This window comes from Methylobacterium gregans (assembly GCF_022179245.1).
Lineage (GTDB): Bacteria > Pseudomonadota > Alphaproteobacteria > Rhizobiales > Beijerinckiaceae > Methylobacterium > Methylobacterium gregans.
The window spans coordinates 56,884-73,661 of the sequence record NZ_BPQM01000030.1; the positions used below are offsets into that span (position 1 = coordinate 56,884).

Annotated in this window: 18 protein-coding genes; 5 read left to right on the forward strand and 13 right to left on the reverse strand. The window is 69.7% G+C overall.

Annotated features, from left to right (window positions below; genetic code table 11):
• Positions 1–106 precede the first annotated feature (106 nt).
• The 3 genes from nrdR to MFF54_RS07805 are packed head-to-tail and all read left to right on the forward strand — an operon-like array spanning position 107 to position 2,430.
• The gene (nrdR, locus tag MFF54_RS07795; RefSeq protein WP_238302050.1) at positions 107–637 is read left to right on the forward strand and encodes a transcriptional regulator NrdR; all 531 of its coding nucleotides are present in this window, start codon (positions 107–109) and stop codon (positions 635–637) included.
• A gap of 20 nt (positions 638–657) precedes the next feature.
• Entirely contained in the window at positions 658–1,791 is a 1,134-nt protein-coding gene (gene ribD, locus MFF54_RS07800) for a bifunctional diaminohydroxyphosphoribosylaminopyrimidine deaminase/5-amino-6-(5-phosphoribosylamino)uracil reductase RibD (protein WP_238302051.1), read from the forward strand.
• Entirely contained in the window at positions 1,792–2,430 is a 639-nt protein-coding gene (locus MFF54_RS07805; protein WP_238302052.1) for a riboflavin synthase, read from the forward strand.
• 5 nt (positions 2,431–2,435) lie between these two features.
• On the opposite strand, the gene MFF54_RS07810 is transcribed toward MFF54_RS07805, so the two are convergent.
• The 11 genes from MFF54_RS07810 to MFF54_RS07860 form a co-directional block, all read right to left on the reverse strand.
• A complete protein-coding gene (locus MFF54_RS07810) occupies positions 2,436–2,864 on the reverse strand; it encodes a PaaI family thioesterase (protein WP_238302053.1) in 429 nt (142 codons plus the stop codon).
• A gap of 73 nt (positions 2,865–2,937) precedes the next feature.
• A complete protein-coding gene (locus tag MFF54_RS07815; RefSeq protein WP_238302054.1) occupies positions 2,938–4,509 on the reverse strand; it encodes a SpoVR family protein in 1,572 nt (523 codons plus the stop codon).
• 49 nt (positions 4,510–4,558) lie between these two features.
• Entirely contained in the window at positions 4,559–5,854 is a 1,296-nt protein-coding gene (locus MFF54_RS07820; protein WP_238302055.1) for a YeaH/YhbH family protein, read from the reverse strand.
• A gap of 113 nt (positions 5,855–5,967) precedes the next feature.
• Complete coding sequence (locus MFF54_RS07825; RefSeq protein ID WP_238302056.1) at positions 5,968–7,920, reverse strand: PrkA family serine protein kinase; 1,953 nt, start codon at positions 7,918–7,920, stop codon at positions 5,968–5,970.
• A 264-nt stretch (positions 7,921–8,184) separates the two neighbouring features.
• Positions 8,185–8,625, reverse strand: a complete 441-nt coding sequence (locus MFF54_RS07830; protein WP_238302057.1) for a 4-aminobutyrate aminotransferase — start codon at positions 8,623–8,625, stop codon at positions 8,185–8,187.
• 128 nt (positions 8,626–8,753) lie between these two features.
• Positions 8,754–9,173, reverse strand: coding sequence for a hypothetical protein (locus tag MFF54_RS07835; protein WP_238302058.1), 420 nt, complete (start codon positions 9,171–9,173; stop codon positions 8,754–8,756).
• 252 nt (positions 9,174–9,425) lie between these two features.
• Positions 9,426–9,893 (reverse strand): MerR family transcriptional regulator, encoded by a 468-nt coding sequence (locus MFF54_RS07840; protein WP_238302059.1) that lies wholly within the window; start codon positions 9,891–9,893, stop codon positions 9,426–9,428.
• Between the two features lie 157 nt (positions 9,894–10,050).
• A complete protein-coding gene (gene rpsD, locus MFF54_RS07845) occupies positions 10,051–10,668 on the reverse strand; it encodes a 30S ribosomal protein S4 (RefSeq protein ID WP_066927633.1) in 618 nt (205 codons plus the stop codon).
• 195 nt (positions 10,669–10,863) lie between these two features.
• On the reverse strand, positions 10,864–11,715 hold the full coding sequence (locus tag MFF54_RS07850; RefSeq protein ID WP_238302060.1) for an outer membrane protein: 852 nt from the start codon (positions 11,713–11,715) through the stop codon (positions 10,864–10,866).
• A 272-nt stretch (positions 11,716–11,987) separates the two neighbouring features.
• Complete coding sequence (locus tag MFF54_RS07855) at positions 11,988–12,914, reverse strand: outer membrane protein (RefSeq protein WP_238302061.1); 927 nt, start codon at positions 12,912–12,914, stop codon at positions 11,988–11,990.
• Between the two features lie 146 nt (positions 12,915–13,060).
• Positions 13,061–14,011: a PAS domain-containing protein gene (locus MFF54_RS07860; RefSeq protein ID WP_238302062.1), complete on the reverse strand. Its 951-nt coding sequence runs from the start codon at positions 14,009–14,011 to the stop codon at positions 13,061–13,063.
• Positions 14,012–14,301: 290 nt separating this feature from the next.
• Here MFF54_RS07860 and MFF54_RS07865 point away from each other — a divergent pair, with 290 nt between their 5' ends.
• Positions 14,302–14,466, forward strand: a complete 165-nt coding sequence (locus MFF54_RS07865) for a hypothetical protein (protein ID WP_238302063.1) — start codon at positions 14,302–14,304, stop codon at positions 14,464–14,466.
• 149 nt (positions 14,467–14,615) lie between these two features.
• On the opposite strand, the gene MFF54_RS07870 is transcribed toward MFF54_RS07865, so the two are convergent.
• Positions 14,616–15,614 (reverse strand): CobW family GTP-binding protein, encoded by a 999-nt coding sequence (locus tag MFF54_RS07870; RefSeq protein WP_238302064.1) that lies wholly within the window; start codon positions 15,612–15,614, stop codon positions 14,616–14,618.
• Positions 15,615–15,992: 378 nt separating this feature from the next.
• Here MFF54_RS07870 and MFF54_RS07875 point away from each other — a divergent pair, with 378 nt between their 5' ends.
• Positions 15,993–16,274 carry a hypothetical protein gene (locus tag MFF54_RS07875; RefSeq protein WP_238302065.1) on the forward strand — a complete coding sequence of 94 codons (282 nt, stop codon included), beginning with the start codon at positions 15,993–15,995 and terminating at the stop codon, positions 16,272–16,274.
• Between the two features lie 40 nt (positions 16,275–16,314).
• Here the strand turns inward: MFF54_RS07875 and MFF54_RS07880 are convergent, their stop codons facing one another.
• The gene (locus MFF54_RS07880) at positions 16,315–16,764 is read right to left on the reverse strand and encodes a hypothetical protein (protein WP_238302066.1); all 450 of its coding nucleotides are present in this window, start codon (positions 16,762–16,764) and stop codon (positions 16,315–16,317) included.
• Between the last annotated feature and the right edge of the window lie 14 nt (positions 16,765–16,778).

The window sequence follows — 16,778 nt, forward strand, 5'->3', positions numbered from 1 at the left end:
ACCATGCGGGTCGCTCTTTCGGCGGTCGGCATGACGGTCTAGGACGCGGGCCGCGGATCCTTTCGGATCCGCGGCCCGTCTCGTTCCACGGCACCAAGGTCCCCCGATGCGCTGTCCCTATTGCGGCGGCTCCGACACCCAGGTGAAGGATTCCCGGCCGAGCGAGGACGGGGCGGCGATCCGCCGCCGCCGGGTCTGCCCGGACTGCGCCGGCCGCTTCACCACCTTCGAGCGGGTGCAGCTGCGCGAGGTCACGGTGGTCAAGCGCTCCGGCAAGCGCGTGCCCTTCGACCGGGACAAGCTGCAGCGCTCCATCGACGTGGCCCTGCGCAAGCGCGCGGTCGATCCGGAGCGGGTCGAGCGCCTCGTCAGCGGCATCACGCGCCAGCTCGAGAGCAGCGGCGAAGCTGAGGTCACCTCGGAGGCGATCGGCGAGTTGGTGATGGAGGGACTGAAGGGCCTCGACGACGTCGCCTACGTGCGCTTCGCCTCGGTCTACAAGAACTTTCGCGAGGCCAAGGACTTCGAGGAGCTGCTCGGTACCCTTGGGGGGACGCTCGCGGCGCCCGCGGAGGACGAGGCCTCAGCGGACGTGGCACCGACGTCCAGGCGCCGCGCCCGGCAGGCCAAGCCATGAGCGCGTCCAAAAGCACCTCCATGAGTCCCTCCAGGAGCGCGACCATCAGCGACGCGCGCTACATGCGCCTCGCCCTGGCGCTCGGGCAGCGCCATCTCGGGCGGACCTGGCCGAACCCCTCGGTCGGCGCTGTCGTGGTCGCGGGGCCGCCGGGCCAGGAGCGGATCGTCGGCCAGGGCGTCACCGCACCGGGCGGGCGGCCGCACGGCGAACCCCTGGCGCTCGCCCAGGCGGGCACGGCGGCGCGCGGCGCGACCCTGTACGTGACGCTGGAGCCCTGCTCCCACCACGGGCGCACGCCGCCCTGCACCGAGGCGATCGTCGCGGCCGGGATCAGCCGCGTCGTCAGCGCCATCGAGGATCCGGACCCGCGCGTCGCCGGCCGCGGCCACGCCCTGCTCCGGGAGGCCGGCATCGTGGTCGAGACCGGCCTGCTCGCTGCAGAGGCGCGGCGCGACCATATCGGCCATATCCGGCGGATCGTGAGCGGCCGTCCAGCCATCCACCTGAAGCTCGCGCAGACCCGCGACGGCTTCGCGGCCGCCTCCGGGCCGGAGCGCCTGCGCATCACCGGCCCGGTCGCCGACGGGGCCGTGCATCTCTGGCGCGCCCACGCGGACGCGATCCTCGTCGGCATCGGCACGGCGCGGGCGGACGATCCCTCGCTGACCGTGCGGCTGCCGGGCCTGACCCAGCGCTCGCCGCAGCGGGTGGTGCTCGATTCCCGGCTCGTGCTGCAGCCGTCGAGCGTGCTGGTGCGCACCGCCCACGACGTCCCGACGCTGGTCCTCACCACCCGCGGCGCCCCGGCCCATGCCAAGCGGATGCTGGAATCGATGGGGCTGGAGGTGGTCCGGGTCAGCGAGGACGGGCACGGACGCGTCGATCTCGTGGCCGCGCTCGCCGCCCTCGCCGAGCGCGGACTGACGCGCCTGTGCAGCGAGGGCGGCCCCCGCCTTGCGGACGCCTTGGCGGAGGCCGATCTGATCGACCTGTGCACGCTGATGACCGGCCCCGCCGAACTCGGGCCGGCGCGCGGCCTGCCGGCGATCGGGCCCCATCTGCGGGCTCGGCTCGACGGCGGCGGGCTCGTTGCGATCGCGGCGCGCACCTTCGGGCCCGACCGGGCCGTCACGTACGAGCGGATGCCTTAGATGTTCACCGGCCTCGTCAGCGATATCGGAACCGTGCTCGACGTGACGGGCGACGACCGCCTGCGGCGGCTCACGATCCGGTGCGCCTACGACCCGACCGGCATCGCGCTCGGCGCCTCGATCGCCTGCTCGGGGCCTTGCCTCACGGCCGTCTCGGTCGAGCCCACCGAGGGCGGCGCGGTCTTCGCCGTGGACGCGGCCGCCGAGACGCTCGCCCGCACCACGGTCGGCGCCTGGCAGCCGGGCCGGCGGATCAACCTCGAGCGCTCCCTGAAGATCGGCGACGAGCTCGGCGGCCACCTCGTCACCGGCCATGTCGACGGGCTCGCCGAAATCGTGGCGCACGAGCGCGTGACGGATGCGGAGAGTTCCTGGGGCGCGAGCGAGCGCTTCACGCTCCGGGCCCCCGCCGACCTCGCGCGCTTCATCGCGCCGAAGGGCTCGGTCTGCCTCGACGGCACCTCGCTCACCGTGAACACGGTCGATGGCGACCTGTTCACGGTGCTGCTGATCCCGCACACGCTGGAGGTCACCACCTGGGGCGAGCGGCGCCAGGGCGACCGGCTCAACCTCGAAGTGGATCTCATCGCCCGCTACGCCGCGCGGCTCACAGAGGCGCGGGCGCGGACGGGGGACTGAGCCCGTCAGCGCGGCGGGATCGAGTAGGTGCCGGTGGCGTGGCAGACGAGGTCGTCGCTGCCCGCCGCGGTGATCAGGACCTCACCCACCACGAGCCGGCGGCCGAGCTTCAGCAACCGGGCCTCGGCCAGCAGGTCGCCCGAGGCGGGCTTGCGCAGGAAATTGAAGTTCAGGCTGGTCGTCACCGCGAGCGCCACCGGCCCGATATTGGCGAGGATCGCCGCGTAGAGGGCGTAGTCGGCGAGCGCCATCATGGCAGGGCCCGACACGGTGGCGCCGGGCCGCAGGAAGCGCTCGTGCGCCTCCAGCCGCATCCGGGCGCCGAGCGGCGCGACCGCCTCCAGATGATAGGCCCGGCCGCCCGCCTGCATCTGCGGGAACTCGCGGTCGAGGAAGTCCCGCGTCTCGGCGAGGCTCAGAACGGTCGTGCTCATGGCCTCATGCAGCACGACCGACCGTGGCCGGCAAGGTGGCCGGCAAGGGATCCGCGTGGCCGCCGCCCACGGATCAGAAGAAAATCGGCCGGGCGCTGGCGTGGTGCTCGGCCAGCACCGTGCCGCTGGCGGGCTCGATCTCCTTCAGCACCACGTCGTACCCCCAGAGATCGGCGAGGTGCTGGAGCACGCGGGCCGCGTCCTCCTTCTGGAGCGTGATCTTGTTGAGCGCCTTGTGGTGCAGGATCAGCCTGCGGTCGCCCTCGAGATCCACGTCCACCACCTCGATGTCCGGATCGAGCCACGCGACGTCGTACTGGCGGGCGAAGGAGCGGCGCATCTTGCGGTAGCCCCGCTCGTCGTGGATCGCCGCGACGCGCAGGTCCGGCTCGTCGGGGTCGTCCACCACGTGGAACAGGCGCAGGTCGCGCATCAGCTTCGGGGAGAGGAACTGCGCGATGAAGCTCTCGTCGCGGTAGTTCTCCCAGACGTCGCGCAGCACCGCCATCGCGTCGCCGGTGCCGGCAATCTCCGGGAACCACTCGCGATCCTCGCCGGTCGGCTGCTCCACGATGCGCTGGATGTCCTGCATCATCGCGAAGCCGATCGCGTAGGGGTTGTGGCCGCCGTAGGAGCGGTCGTCGTAGGTCGGCTGCCGGATGACGTTGGTGTGCGACTGCAGGAATTCCAGATAGGCCGCCTCGCCGATCTGCCCCTTCTGCGAGAGCCCGTTCATGATGCGGTAGTGGACGTAGGTGGCGCAGCCCTCGTTCATCACCTTGGTCTGGCGCTGCGGGTAGAAGTACTGCGCCACGAGGCGGACGATGCGCAGGATCTCGCGCTGCCAGGGCCGCAGGCGCGGAGCCACCTTCTCCAGGAAGTAGAGGATGTTCTCCTGCGGCAGTTCGAGCAGCGCGCGCCGCCGCTCGGCCGCCGCGTCGGTGCGGGCGGCGCCGGGCTTGGCCGGCAGCGTGCGCCAGAGGTCGTTGTAGATCTGCTCGCCGTGCTCGACCCGCTCGCGCTCGCGGCGCTGCTCGGAGGCGAGGTCCGGCCGCTTCTTGCGGGGATAGCGGTGCACGCCCTGGCTCATCAGGGCGTGGGCGGCATCCAGAACCTGCTCCACCGCCTGATGGCCGTGGCGCTCCTCGCAGCGGGCGATGAAGCCCTTGGCGAAGTCGAGATAGTCGAGGATGCCCTCGGCATCGGTCCACTGCTTGAACAGATAGTTGTTCTTGAAGAAGTGGTTGTGGCCGAAGGCGGCGTGGGCGATCACCAGCGTCTGCATCGTCGCCGTGTTCTCCTCCATCACGTAGGAGATGCACGGGTCGGAGTTGATGACGATCTCGTAGGCCAGCCCCATCAGGCCGCGGCGGTAGCCGGCCTCGTGCTGGGCGAAGTGCTTGCCGAAGGACCAGTGCTTGTAGAACAGCGGCATGCCGATCGAGGCGTAGGCGTCGAGCATCTGCTCGGCCGTGATGATCTCGATCTGGTTCGGGTACCAGGACAGGCCGAGTTCCGGCCCGGCGATGGCCTCGCAGGCGTCGTGGATGCGCCGGATGGTCTCGAAGTCCCAGTCGTTGCCCGTGAACAGCAGCTCGCCGGGTTTCGGCGGCTGGATCCTGGGGCGGCTCAGGCTGGTCACCATCCGGCCAATCTCCTCGCTGTCCTGTCCCCTCCCCGCGCGGGAAGGAGCCTCACGCCTCCGCCTTCGCGTCCTTGCGGCCGAACAGCTCGCGGAACACGGGGTAGATCTCGCGGCGGTGGTTCACCTTGCGCATGGCGATGGCGCCGCCGGATTTCGCGACGGCCTCGTAGGTGCGCCAGAGCGTGGTGCGGTGCTCGACGAAGCCGGCCCGCGGCCCGTTCTCGTCGCCGACCTCCAGATAGGCGAAATGCTGGCAGGCCGGCAGGATGTGGGCGCGCAGGAGCTCCGTCGCGGTCGGCCCGTCGGAGGAGACGTTGTCGCCGTCGGACGCCTGGGCCGCGTAGATGTTCCAGTCGTTCGGGTCGTAGCGCTCCTGGATGACCCGCTTCATCTCCACCAGCGCCGAGGAGACCAGCGTGCCGCCGGTCTCGCGCGAGCCGAAGAAGGTCTCCTCGTCCACCTCCGTCGCCCGGTCGGTGTGGCGGATGAACACGATCTCGACGTGCCGGTAGCGGCGCGTGAGGAAGATGTGGAGCAGGATGTAGAACCGCTTGGCGAGGTCCTTCATGTGCTCGGTCATCGAGCCCGAGACGTCCATCAGGCAGAACATCACGGCCTGGGCGATCGGCTTCGGGTAGGGCTCGAAGCGGCGGAAGCGCAGGTCGATCGGATCGACGTAGGGGATGCGCTTCGAGCGCTCGCGCAGCAGCGCCAGGGATTGCACGAGGTCTGCGCGCTCGGGCGCCTCCTCGGGTAGGGCTTCGATGCGCGCCTCCAGCGCCGCGATTTCCTCGGGTTTCGGGCGCTTCAGGGCGATGCGCCGGGACATTGAGTTCCGCAGCGTCCGGCCGAGCGCGAGGTTGGCGGGCGAGCCGGTCACCGTGTAGCCGGCCCGGCGCATGCCCTCGGTCTCGACCACGGCGAGGCGGCGCTTGGCGAGGTCGGGAAGCTCCAGATCTTCTAGGAAGAGCTCCAGAAATTCCTCGCGGGTGAGCACGAACCGGAAGGCGTCCTCGCTGTTCTCGCCGCCCTCGCCCCCTTCGCCGGAGCCGCGGCCCCCTCCCCCGCCGGGCGGGCGCTCGATCGTGTCGCCCTCCACGTAGGTCTTGTTGCCGGGCAGGATATGGTCCTGCAGGCCGGTGCCGGGCTGGCGCGCGAAGCGGGGCTCGCGCACCCCGTCCGCCGGCACCGAGACGCGGCCGTCCTTGCCGAGATCCTTGATGTCGCGCTCGCGGGCGGATTCGCGCACGGCCCGCTGGGCCACATCCTTCACGCGGCGGAGGAAGCGCTGCCGATTGGGGAGGCTCTTGCCCCCGGGATTGAGCCGACGGTCGACGATGTGCATTCGGTGTCCGAACCCTCGTCCGCTTGTTCATTCCGGCCGGCCATCATCGCCGGCCGGCCGCTCGAAACTATGGCGGCTTGAGGGTCAGGCCGGCTGGGGCCGGCCGAAACGCCTCACCCCGCCTGCTTCACCCGCATGTACCACTCGACCAGACGGCGGACCTGCCGCTCGGTGTAGCCGCGCTCGACCATGCGCTCGACGAATTCGCCGTGCTTCTTCTCGGTCTCGCCGTCCTTCTTGGAGCCGAAGGAGATGACCGGCAGGAGCTCCTCCACCTGGGAGAACATCCGCCGCTCGATCACCTCGCGAAGCTTCTCGTAGCTCGTCCAGCTCGGGTTGCGGCCGCCGTGCTGCGCCCGGGAGCGCAGGGCGAACTTCACCACCTCGTTGCGGAAGTCCTTCGGGTTGGCGATGCCGGCGGGCTTCTCGATCTTGGTCAGCTCTTGGTTCAGGAGCTCGCGGTTGAGGAGCTGGCCGGTCTCCGCGTCCTTGAAGTCCTGATCCTCGATCCAGGCGTCCGCGTAATCGATGTAGCGGTCGAACAGGTTCTGCCCGTAATCGTGATACGATTCGAGATAGGCCTTCTGGATCTCGTGGCCGATGAACTCGGCGTAGCGCGGCGCGAGCTCTGTCTTGATGAACTCCAAGTAGCGCTTTTCGGTTTCCGGCGGTAGTTGCTCGCGCTTGAGCGCCTGTTCCAGCACGTACATCAGGTGCACGGGGTCGGCCGAGACCTCCGTGGTGTCGTGGTTGAAGGTCGCGGCCAGCACCTTGAAGGCGAAGCGGGTCGAGATCCCGTCCATGCCCTCGTCGACGCCCGCGGTGTCCTTGTACTCCTGCATCGAGCGGGCGCGGGGATCGACCTCGCGGAGCGACTCGCCGTCGTAGACCCGCATCTTGGAGAACAGGTTCGAGTTCGCGTGCTCGCGCAGCCGCGAGAGCACCGAGAATCGGGCCAGCATCTCCAGGGTGCCGGGCGCGCAGGCGGCGGTCGAGAGTTCCGAACCCGTGATCAGCTTGTCGTAGATGCGCTGCTCCTCGGTGACCCGGAGGCAGTACGGCACCTTGATCACGTAGATGCGGTCGATGAAGGCCTCGTTGTTCTTGTTGGTCTTGAAGCTCTGCCACTCGGCCTCGTTCGAGTGGGCGAGGATCACGCCCGTGAACGGGATCGCGCCGATATTCTCGGTGCCGACGTAGTTGCCCTCCTGCGTCGCCGTGAGCAGCGGGTGGAGCATCTTGATGGGCGCCTTGAACATCTCGACGAACTCCAGGACACCCTGGTTCGCCCGGTTCAGTCCACCCGAGTAGGAGTACGCATCCGGGTCCGCCTGGCTGAGGGTCTCGAGGCGGCGGATGTCGACCTTGCCGACGAGCGAGGAGATGTCCTGGTTGTTCTCGTCGCCGGGCTCGGTCTTGGCGATGCCGATCTGGCGCAGGCGCGAGGGCCTGACCTTGATCACCTTGAAGCGCGAGATGTCGCCGTTGAACTCGTCGAGGCGCTTGAGGGCCCAGGGGCTCATCAACCCGGTGAGGCGCCGGCGCGGGATGCCGTAGCGGCTCTGGATCTCGGCGCCCATGGTCTCGGGGTCGAAGAGACCCAGCGGGCTCTCGAAGACCGGCGAGACCTCGTCGCCCGCCTTCAGCACGTAGATGGGATGGACCTCCATCAGCGCCTTGAGGCGCTCGGCGAGGGACGACTTGCCGCCGCCGACGGGGCCCAGCAGGTAGAGGATCTGCTTGCGCTCCTCCAACCCCTGCGCGGCGTGGCGGAAGAACGAGACGATCCGCTCGATCGTCTCCTCCATGCCGTAGAACTCGGCAAAGGCCGGGTAGGTCCGGATGGTCCGGTTCATGAAGATCCGGCCGAGGCGCGAATCCTTGGCGGTGTCGATGAACTCGGGCTTGCCGATGGCCTCCAGGATGCGCTCGGCCGCGGAGGCGTACATCAGCGGCTCGTCGCGGCAGGCCTCCAGATACTCGGAGAGGGTCATCTCCGTGTCGCGGCGCGCCTCGTAGCCTCTGGCGAAGCTCTGGAAAAGGTCGTTCGTCGCATGCATCGGCATTCGATAACCCTCTCAGACCACGGTTAGCTTCATCCTGTCCTGGCCCGGATGCAACTGACAGGCCCGCTTTTGTCGCACTGCGACGGAGACGCCGCAGCGGCGTGTGCCGCCTGCAACACTCCGCCTTTCGGCGGGCCGGATCAACAGTCTTCCGGCTCGCTTGCGCGAGGCTGAGCGGCCACGGGGCCCCGGGAGGTCCTGCGGCCGGTCATGGACGAGCGGTCGATTGTGCAGCGCACAACGAGCCCGATGCGCCGCGAGGCCTCAGAGATCGTTGCTCTCCTTCTTGGCGTCGCCCCCGCCCTTGGAGGCAGCCTCGACCGTGATCTTGAAGACCCGGGTCTGAACGTCGCCGTCGGCGCTCTTCACCTCGAAGGTCAGCTCGTCCGAGCCGGTGAAGCCGTCCTTGGGCTGGTAGAACACGCCCATCACGCCGGCCTCCTTGTTCGGGCAACGGAAGCTCGCCGGGGTCTTCTGCTTGCCGGCCTTCACGATCACCGCGCCGTTCTTTGGGTAGGCCGAGAACCGGAATTCCGGCATCGGGCCCTCGGAGCAATCCTTCTTCAGGTTCGGCGTGACGAGGAGCCGGCCCGTCTTGCCGGAGGCCACCGTCTCGGTCTTCTGGACCGTCTCGGCCTGGACAGGGCCTGCGGCGATCAGGAGGCCGCCAGCGACGAGCGCGGCGAGCGGGCGGACGAAGGTCATGCTGGGCTCTCCCCTGGAGCGTTCTCGAACCGGCGCCGGCTGCGCCGGGACACGCCATGTGGGGAGGCGGCGGCACGCCGTCGAGGGGCGACGTGGCTCGGCAGCGCGCCGGGCGGACGGCGCCGGGCTCAATCCTGGAGGGTGGCCGCGACGATGCCGGTCACCCGCGCGAGGACGGCGGGCTCCAGCTCGTCCTTCAGCATCGCGGCGAGCCGCTCCTCGACGCGGACCCGCTCGCCCGCGTCGGCGAGGGGCGTGACGGGGATGTCCGCCTCGTCGATGCGGCAGACCCGGCGAATGGTCTCGGCGGCGGCGAGCAGCGCCGCCCGGTCGGCGGGACCCATCTCCCAGAGCGGGTTGCGCAGGCGGCTGATCACCCGCCTCGCGTCGCGGTAGGCGTGGTCGGCCTGGGTCGCCGCCTCGATGCGGCTGGCGAGATAGACGAGTTCCAGCACCTCGGAGGCCGCCTGCGGGCAGCTTCGGACGACCCGCATCAGGCGGCTCGTCAGTTCCTGGGTCGGCGAGAGCGGTCTGTGAGGCGCCTTCATGCGCCCGTCAACGCCGGTCCTCCCGCAAAGTTTCGCGCTCCGCCGGGCGGAAAAGCTGGTGGCGGCACAATGGGTTGCGCGCCATTGATCTGGCGATCGCGCCGCCTTCCCGTGTCGGCGGTCAGGGCACCAGCAGAGAATGGGCATCCTGCCTCGGCCCGGGCGAGAACCGCGCTGCGCCTCCTCTCCCGCCTCCGCGCCCGCTCGGCATCTGCGATCGCCCTTCCGTGCGGAGATGGGAAGCGACGCAGCCTATTCCGGCCTCCGCCGCAAAGCCGCCAGCGCGTCGCGGCAGGCGTGGAGTTCGGCCAGCACCGCCTCCAGCAGCGCGCGCTGTGGCACGTCCGGCACGGGCGGCGCCGCGTCCCGCTGGGTCTCCGGCGCCTCGGGGGCCGCCGCCACGGCCTCGCCCCGGCCGACCGCCTGGACGAAGCGGACGCCGTTCTCCCGCAGCACCCGCTGGGCGCCCTGGATCGTGTAGCGCTGCACGTGCAGCAGATGACGGATGCCGGCGATCAGCGCGACGTCCTCGGGCCGGTAGTAGCGCCGTCCGCCCGCGCGCTTCAGGGGCCGCACCTGCCCGAACCGCGTCTCCCAGAAGCGCAGCACGTGCTGGGGCACGTCGAGCGCCTCCGAGACCTCGCTGATCGTCCGGAAGGCGCCGGCCTGCTTCGCACCGGGCTCGTCGGCGGGGATCGCGGCGGGAGGCGCTGGCGGCATGACGGATCCTGGCAGGGCGGCGCGGACGAACCGCCCGCGGGCGCGATCATAGGCCGGCCCCGCAGATCGCGGCCAGGGCGCGCCCAAAAAGAAAGGCCCGCGGAGAACCGCGGGCCTCTCTGTATCCTGGGTCGCGGCCCGGATGGGCCGCGCCGCCTCAGCGCGAGTAGAACTCGATGACGAGGTTCGGCTCCATCTGCACCGGGTAGGGCACCTCGGAGAGGCCCGGCACGCGGGTGACGCGGGCGGTCATCTTCTGGTGATCGACCTCGATGTAGTCCGGCACGTCGCGCTCGGCGAGCTGGGTGGCGACCACCACGAACTCGAACTGGCGGGCGGCCTCGCGCACCTCGATCACGTCGCCGGGCTTCACGAGGTAGCTCGGGATGTTCACCCGCTGGCCGTTCACCTTGATGTGGCCGTGGTTGATGAACTGACGGGCGGCGAACGGGGTCGCGACGAACTTCGAGCGGTAGACGACCGCGTCGAGGCGGCGCTCCAGAAGGCCGATCAGGTTCTCGCCCGAGTCGCCGCGCAGGCGGATCGCCTCGGCGTAGTAGCGGCGGAACTGCTTCTCGGTGATGTTGCCGTAGTAGCCCTTGAGCTTCTGCTTGGCGCGCAGCTGCGTGCCGAAGTCGCTCATCTTGCCCTTGCGGCGCTGGCCGTGCTGGCCGGGGCCGTACTCGCGGCGGTTCACGGGGCTCTTCGGGCGGCCCCAGATATTCTGGCCCATGCGGCGATCGAGCTTGTGCTTCGCCTGAACGCGCTTCGACATCGCGGTTCCTCTGTTGTCTGTTCGTGCTTCGAGGAACGCGCCCTCCTCTCCCCCGGCCGGAGCCGAGCGGGGCGACAGGGCGGGGTTGAGGCCGCCCACGGGTGCGTTGAAAATGCAGCGGGGCCCCTCATCGGAGCCCCGCGACGGCGCGTCTGTAGTGCAGACGGCCGGCTCGGTCAACCTGCGACTGGATCGTCAGTTGCCGTATGGGTTGTACGGGTTGGCGGCCCCGAGATGGGGCAGGCCCGCGAAGGCGTAGCGCAGGCCGATGCGGAACTCGTTCGCCGTGAGGTCTTTTAGGCGGGTGCCGTAACCGTAGGCGTCGAGGCCCGTGCGCAGCTTGCCGAGATCGACGTAGCGGTAGGCCGCGTCGATGCTCAGCCCGTGGCCGAGATCGTAGGACAGGCCGGCGGTGAGCGCCCAGGCGAGGGACGCGACGGCCCGCTTCGGCCGCAGCACGGGGTCGCGCGGGCCGGTGCCGGGGGAGCCGTCGCAGCCGTCGATGAAGCAGGTCGTCTGCGTGTAGTTGCGGGAGGTGCCGATGTCGGCGACGCCGACGCCCGCGCCGATATAGGGGGTCAGCCCCCACCACGTGCCGAGATCGGCGTAGACGTTGACGAGAGCGGTGAGCGCGTCGACGCGGCCGGTCTCGATGTTGCCGCCGGTCACGAAGTTCGAGCGCGACGAGAAGGCGCTGAAGCGGCTCGGGCCGCGCTGGTCGATCGTGGCGTCGATGCGCAGCCACGGGTTCACCCGGTAGCCGACGCCACCGCCGTAGCCGCCCGTGTCGCCGACCCGCAGGCCGACGAAGGGCGGCCGGTCAGGGTCGCTCGGGTCGGCCGGGGTGTCGTCATGGGGACGGCCGTAGCTCGCGTGGGTGAAATCGCCGCGCAGGTACCAGCCCGAGCCGATCTCGACCGGCGCCGGAGCCTCGACCGGCGGGGGAGGCGGCGGCATTGTCGGCAAGAGGTCGGCGGCCGCGGCCTCGTGAAGGGAGCCGGCGAGCGCGAGCAGAGCGCAGATCGGCAGACGTGTAGACGCAACCATGGATCGTCCCGACGCTTGGGCCCGGCGAGCTCGATGACCTCGCGCAGGCGGCGGACCAGAGGCCCGGGGAGCCGGACGGACCGGCTGGATCGAATAGTGACAAACAAGAGTTAGGAGGGACTTAACCCTAACGGGCGCGCTCGCCGCAGGCCGCACCAGAGCGCCACCGAGTCTCATCCGGCAGGCCTGCCTGGGACGTCCACCTGAAACCGCGAGGGGCGGCGCGTGGATTCGCGCCGCCCCCGGAGCCGCTCGGGTCTTCCCGACGGCCGTCAGTACTTGCGCACCAGCGGGCCGGGCGGAGGCGGGGGCGCATACTCGGCCATCAGCGGCGGCAGCGGGGCCGCGACGACGCCGCCCAGCAGGTAGCGGAAGCCGAGCCGCACGTCGTGCGCCTCGATGTTCTTGAACTTGTAGACCGTGCCGGGGCACCCGTCGCTGCCGAAGCAGTTCAGGCTGGCGGTCTTGACGCTGCCGAGGTTGAGGTACTCGTAGGCCAGTTCCAGCCGCAGGTTCGGGGTCACCGCGTAGCCGAGGCCGGCGTGCAGCCCCCAGGCGAAGGTCGTGGTGTCGCTCGGGCGGATCACGCCCGCCCCGCCCGCCGCGGTCCCGGCGCCCAGGTCGGTGATCGTGCCGAGGTGGTGGAAGGCGGCGCCGACCGAGCCGCCGGCGAAGAACGACACGCCGTTCCAGGTGAAGACATCGTAGGAGCCGCGGGCCATCGCGACGATCGAGGAGATGTGGCCGGTGTAGAGGTCGAGCCCCTTGCCGGGCGACTTGCAGTACCCGTCCGCGTCGAAGTTCGCGTTGAAGCAGCCCGCGTAGCTCTCGCCGAAGCGCAGGGTTGCGGAGGTGCGGTACTGGGCCACCGCCTCCAGGCGCAGGCCGTTGCCGAACTCGTAGCCGAAGCCGCCGCCCGCGAAGGCCTGATCACCGATCTCGCGGTACTCCTCGTGGTAGCCGCCCTTCGGCCCCTCGAAGCCGGCCTTGTCGTAACCCTCGAACTTGTTGAGGCGCAGCGCGCTCACGCCGACCTCACCGCGCAGGTACCAGCCGCCGCCGACATCCACGACCGGGGGCGGCAGCGGCGGAGGCGGGGGCGGCGGCAGCAGATCGGCGGCCTGTGCGAGGCAGGGCGCGCCGACGCTCGCAGCGAGCGTGAGGCAGCGCACCAAGGCCGGAAGCTTGGGGCGGGCCATAAACAATTCCTTCACTCGAATGCGTGCCGGAAGCTGTGTTGGATGGCTCCGGAGGACATTCGGAAGGATGGACCTAAGAACTTAAGCCGGACTTAACGTTAAATGTTAGCCTTGCTGTTTCACGCCCCTGTGAGACCTGCCGCGCCTCAGCGCCGGGCGTGCGGGGGATCGCCGAGGAAGAGGCCGTGCCGGCGCAGGCCGTCCGCGAGCCGGCGTCGCTCCGCCTCGCGCCGAGCGGAGGTCCGGGTCGCCTCGCCCTGGGCGACGCGGAGGATCTCGTAGATCGTGCCGAGCCGGCGCGCGGTGGCGAGTCCGTCGAGGACGTGCGGGACCCCACCGGCTTGCTCGGGCGCGTCGACGATGGTGCCGACCCATTCCCGGATCGTGCCGTTCTCGTGCTCGACCGGCACGCCACGCGCCAGCATCCAGCGGTAGCTGCCGTCCTGATGGCGCACCCGGTAGGCGATCTCCAGGGGCTCGCGGGCGCGCCGCGCCGCAGCCCAGACTCCGACCGTGCGCGCCCGATCGTCCGGATGCAGCGCATCGAGCCAACCGCGTCCCGTGAACAGCTCCGGCTCCTGGCCGGTGCGCTCGGTCCAGCCGTAGCTGTGCGTGATCTGGCCGTCGGGCGCAGCGCGCCACTCGATCACGGCGCTCGCCCGCACCAGAGCGAGATAGCGCTGCTCGCTCTCGTGCAGGGCGTCGCTCGGGCTGGCATGCGCGAAAGAGCCGGCCGGAGCCGCGGGCGGCTCGGCGTCGACACGGCGGAAAACCGGCTCGTAGTGGCCCCGCGGCAACTCGATCCGGAGCGGGCGGGCGCAGCCGGGCTCCGCGTAGATGGCGGCGAGCACCCCTCGCAGGCGGCGCGCCTCCACGCGCACGATCGCGTCCGTGACCGGGTCGAAATCCGCGGCGCGGCCGAGCGCCTGGGTGGCGATCGCGTAAGCCTTCAGCCGGTGGCCGCGCCCTTCGAGGCTCTCGCGCACGACGTAGCCGAGAAAGGCCGAGAGCTTCGGCGCCTTGCGCATGGCCGGGTGCTTCAGGAGGGCCGCAACCTCCCTGGAAATCTCCTCCCGTTCGATCGTGCTGCGGTTCATCTGTGCGCGTGCGAGCCCCGCGACGGGAATGACATCCGCTAGCACAACTTTTAGTAGGTATACAGATTTTCCTCTCGCCATGCGACAGATCGCCCAGGCGTGTTCGGTCAACGGGCGAAGGGGCGGAAAGGAAGGGTGTCGGAAAGTTCGGCGCTGTGCAGACCCATCCGTCGAGGAGGCCGTCGCGTCACGGAACGGATGGTCGTTCGGCTCTGTTGGCTCCTCGAACGCGCGTCCGGCACCGTGCGCGCAGAACCGAGGCCTACCAGCATCACAGGAGAGCGCCGATCATGTCCCTGAAGACCCTGTCCGCCCCGCTTCTCGCCCTGGCTCTCGCGGCCGGCAGCCTCTCGGCCGCGCAGGCCCAGAGCAACACCGCGACCCCCGGCGCTCCCGCCGGCGACAGCGGCGGCAATGCCTCGACCGGCAGCACCGCCGCGCCGAGCGGCAAGTAGGCTCTCTCTCCGGAACCATACTGAAGAAGGCCCCGCGTGCCGTCCGGCGCGCGGGGCCTTCTCTCATGGTGCGGCAGCCGGCGCCTCGGGCCGACGGCATGGCGATTGCCCAGGCTCGCCGGCTGCCAAGCAGGGCAGCCGCGCGCGGCTCAGGCCCGGCAGCCCTCGAACCCGACACGGATCGCCTCTGGGTCGAGATTGCGCCCGATGAACACCACGCGCGAGACCCGCGGCTCGTCGGCGCGCCAGTCGGCCTGCAGATCCCCGTCAAGGATCATGTGGACGCCCTGGAAGACGAAGCGCTTCGGCTCGTCAGGGAAGGCGACGATGCCCTTGCAGCGCAGGATGTCGGGACCCTGAACTTGGGTCAGGGTCGAGATCCAGGGCATGAACGTCTCCGGATTCACCGGCCCGTCGATCCGGGCCGAGACAGACTGGATCTCACTGTCATGGTGATGGTGGTGCCCCCCCTCGAGGAACTCGGGCTCGAGGTCGAGGATGCGGCCGAGATCGAAGGCGTTGCGTTCCAGCACCGCGTCGAGGGGCACGGCGCAGTCTTTCGTACGATGGATCTTGGCGAAGGGGTTGATCACGCGGATCTCGCCCTCGACGCGGTCGAGGTCCGCGGGCGTCACGAGATCCGACTTGTTGAGCAGGATCACGTCCGCGAAGGCGATCTGGTTCCTGGCTTCGGGCGCGTCCTTCAGCCGGGCGGTCAGCCACTTGGCGTCCGCCACCGTTACGACGGCATCGAGCCGGGCGGCCTCTCCGACATCCTGGTCGACGAAGAAGGTCTGGGCGACGGGGGCGGGATCGGCCAGTCCCGTGGTCTCGACGATGATCGCGTCGAACTTGCCGCGGCGCTTCACCAGCCCGTCCATGATGCGGATCAGGTCGCCGCGCACCGTGCAGCAGACGCAGCCGTTGTTCATCTCGAACACTTCCTCGTCGGCGCCCACCACGAGGTCGTTGTCGATGCCGATCTCACCGAACTCGTTGACGATCACGGCGTAGCGCCGGCCATGGTTCTCGGTGAGGATCCGGTTGAGCAGCGTCGTCTTGCCGGCGCCGAGATAGCCCGTGAGCACCGTGACGGGGATCTTGGCGGACGTTTCGGCGGAGGCGGCGGGGGACGGGGCGTCGGACATGGCTTCCCTTCGGATTCTCTTCGCGCGTGTCGGCCACGCGGGTGCACCGCGCCCTCGGGTGCGGCCATGCCCTGTCATATCGTTACGTGCGCGCCCGATGGAAGGCGGTCCAGTCGACAGCGAGGTGGGTCCGATCCGGCCGGGATGAGCAGAAATTGTCCAGTTGCACGACAAATTCCATATTATCTTCCAGGGCATGCATAAAAATTTCCGGGGTGCGGATCCAGAATTTCATGGTATTGCTCAACCCAGGCGGGTAAAACCGGCCGGCATCGTCCCAGGCCATTGGAATGAAACACTGCTTTGATCTACAGGGCCTCAGCTCAGGCAGGTATGAGGTCGACCAGCCGCACCACGTCACGCGGGCGGGAGGGCGTCATGACTGATGCCGTCGCCAACGCGCTGCACGTCCGGGTCAGGACATCAGGGGACGAGCGGCTCCTGCGGATCGCGGAACTCGTCGGCTGCCCCATCGAAGCCTTCCGCACCCCGGAGGGCGACGCACTCAGCGACGCCCTCGAACTGGTGAAGCTCTGGGAACGGATCGACGCCACGGGTCGTGCTCGTCTGCTCGCTTGCGCCCGCACGGAGGCGGCGCGCACGGGCGAGGCGCAATCGACGGGCCATGCCGGCGCAGGCTTCCGCAGGCCCCTGCGCTGAAGCGTGGAGCGATGGCAGCCCACCGGAGACGCGGAGAGCCCTAGCCTCGCAGCGGGCGCAGGGACTGGATCAGGCGCGGAAACAGGCGCCGTGGAGCCTCGGTGTCCTCAGCCTCCTGCATCGCGCCAGCCTCTCCGGCCCCCTTCTCGGCGCCAAGCGCGGCTTCGGCCTCATGCACCTCGCCCGCCTCGGCGCCATCCTCTTCCGTGCTGCGCAGCGCTCGACTGAGCACGTCCACAACCGGGTCCGGGATCGGGCGGTCGTAATCCTGCAGCAGCAGCGCCGCCTTGCCGAGTGCGGTGAGCTTTGCCAGCGACGTCTCGCCCTCCATGGACTCGCGTAGCACCTGATCCGCCAGGACACCTGCAAGTCGCGAGACCTCCGAGAGGCGCTCGCCGTTCAAGCCACCGTCCACCATGCCGCCACCCTCACAGCACGAAGTCTCGACGTCCCGAGAAACAACCTTTGTTAAGGGCGCGATCGACTTCACTCATACTAACGCTC

What these genes read in the sequence shown, in the direction of transcription:
- nrdR (WP_238302050.1), top strand. Translation starts at nt 107, where the DNA reads ATGCGCTGTCCCTATTGCGGCGGCTCCGACACCCAGGTGAAGGATTCC.
- ribD (WP_238302051.1), top strand. Translation starts at nt 658, where the DNA reads ATGAGTCCCTCCAGGAGCGCGACCATCAGCGACGCGCGCTACATGCGC.
- MFF54_RS07805 (WP_238302052.1), top strand. Translation starts at nt 1,792, where the DNA reads ATGTTCACCGGCCTCGTCAGCGATATCGGAACCGTGCTCGACGTGACG.
- MFF54_RS07810 (WP_238302053.1), bottom strand. Translation starts at nt 2,864, where the DNA reads ATGAGCACGACCGTTCTGAGCCTCGCCGAGACGCGGGACTTCCTCGAC.
- MFF54_RS07815 (WP_238302054.1), bottom strand. Translation starts at nt 4,509, where the DNA reads ATGGTGACCAGCCTGAGCCGCCCCAGGATCCAGCCGCCGAAACCCGGC.
- MFF54_RS07820 (WP_238302055.1), bottom strand. Translation starts at nt 5,854, where the DNA reads ATGCACATCGTCGACCGTCGGCTCAATCCCGGGGGCAAGAGCCTCCCC.
- MFF54_RS07825 (WP_238302056.1), bottom strand. Translation starts at nt 7,920, where the DNA reads ATGCCGATGCATGCGACGAACGACCTTTTCCAGAGCTTCGCCAGAGGC.
- MFF54_RS07830 (WP_238302057.1), bottom strand. Translation starts at nt 8,625, where the DNA reads ATGACCTTCGTCCGCCCGCTCGCCGCGCTCGTCGCTGGCGGCCTCCTG.
- MFF54_RS07835 (WP_238302058.1), bottom strand. Translation starts at nt 9,173, where the DNA reads ATGAAGGCGCCTCACAGACCGCTCTCGCCGACCCAGGAACTGACGAGC.
- MFF54_RS07840 (WP_238302059.1), bottom strand. Translation starts at nt 9,893, where the DNA reads ATGCCGCCAGCGCCTCCCGCCGCGATCCCCGCCGACGAGCCCGGTGCG.
- rpsD (WP_066927633.1), bottom strand. Translation starts at nt 10,668, where the DNA reads ATGTCGAAGCGCGTTCAGGCGAAGCACAAGCTCGATCGCCGCATGGGC.
- MFF54_RS07850 (WP_238302060.1), bottom strand. Translation starts at nt 11,715, where the DNA reads ATGGTTGCGTCTACACGTCTGCCGATCTGCGCTCTGCTCGCGCTCGCC.
- MFF54_RS07855 (WP_238302061.1), bottom strand. Translation starts at nt 12,914, where the DNA reads ATGGCCCGCCCCAAGCTTCCGGCCTTGGTGCGCTGCCTCACGCTCGCT.
- MFF54_RS07860 (WP_238302062.1), bottom strand. Translation starts at nt 14,011, where the DNA reads ATGAACCGCAGCACGATCGAACGGGAGGAGATTTCCAGGGAGGTTGCG.
- MFF54_RS07865 (WP_238302063.1), top strand. Translation starts at nt 14,302, where the DNA reads ATGTCCCTGAAGACCCTGTCCGCCCCGCTTCTCGCCCTGGCTCTCGCG.
- MFF54_RS07870 (WP_238302064.1), bottom strand. Translation starts at nt 15,614, where the DNA reads ATGTCCGACGCCCCGTCCCCCGCCGCCTCCGCCGAAACGTCCGCCAAG.
- MFF54_RS07875 (WP_238302065.1), top strand. Translation starts at nt 15,993, where the DNA reads ATGACTGATGCCGTCGCCAACGCGCTGCACGTCCGGGTCAGGACATCA.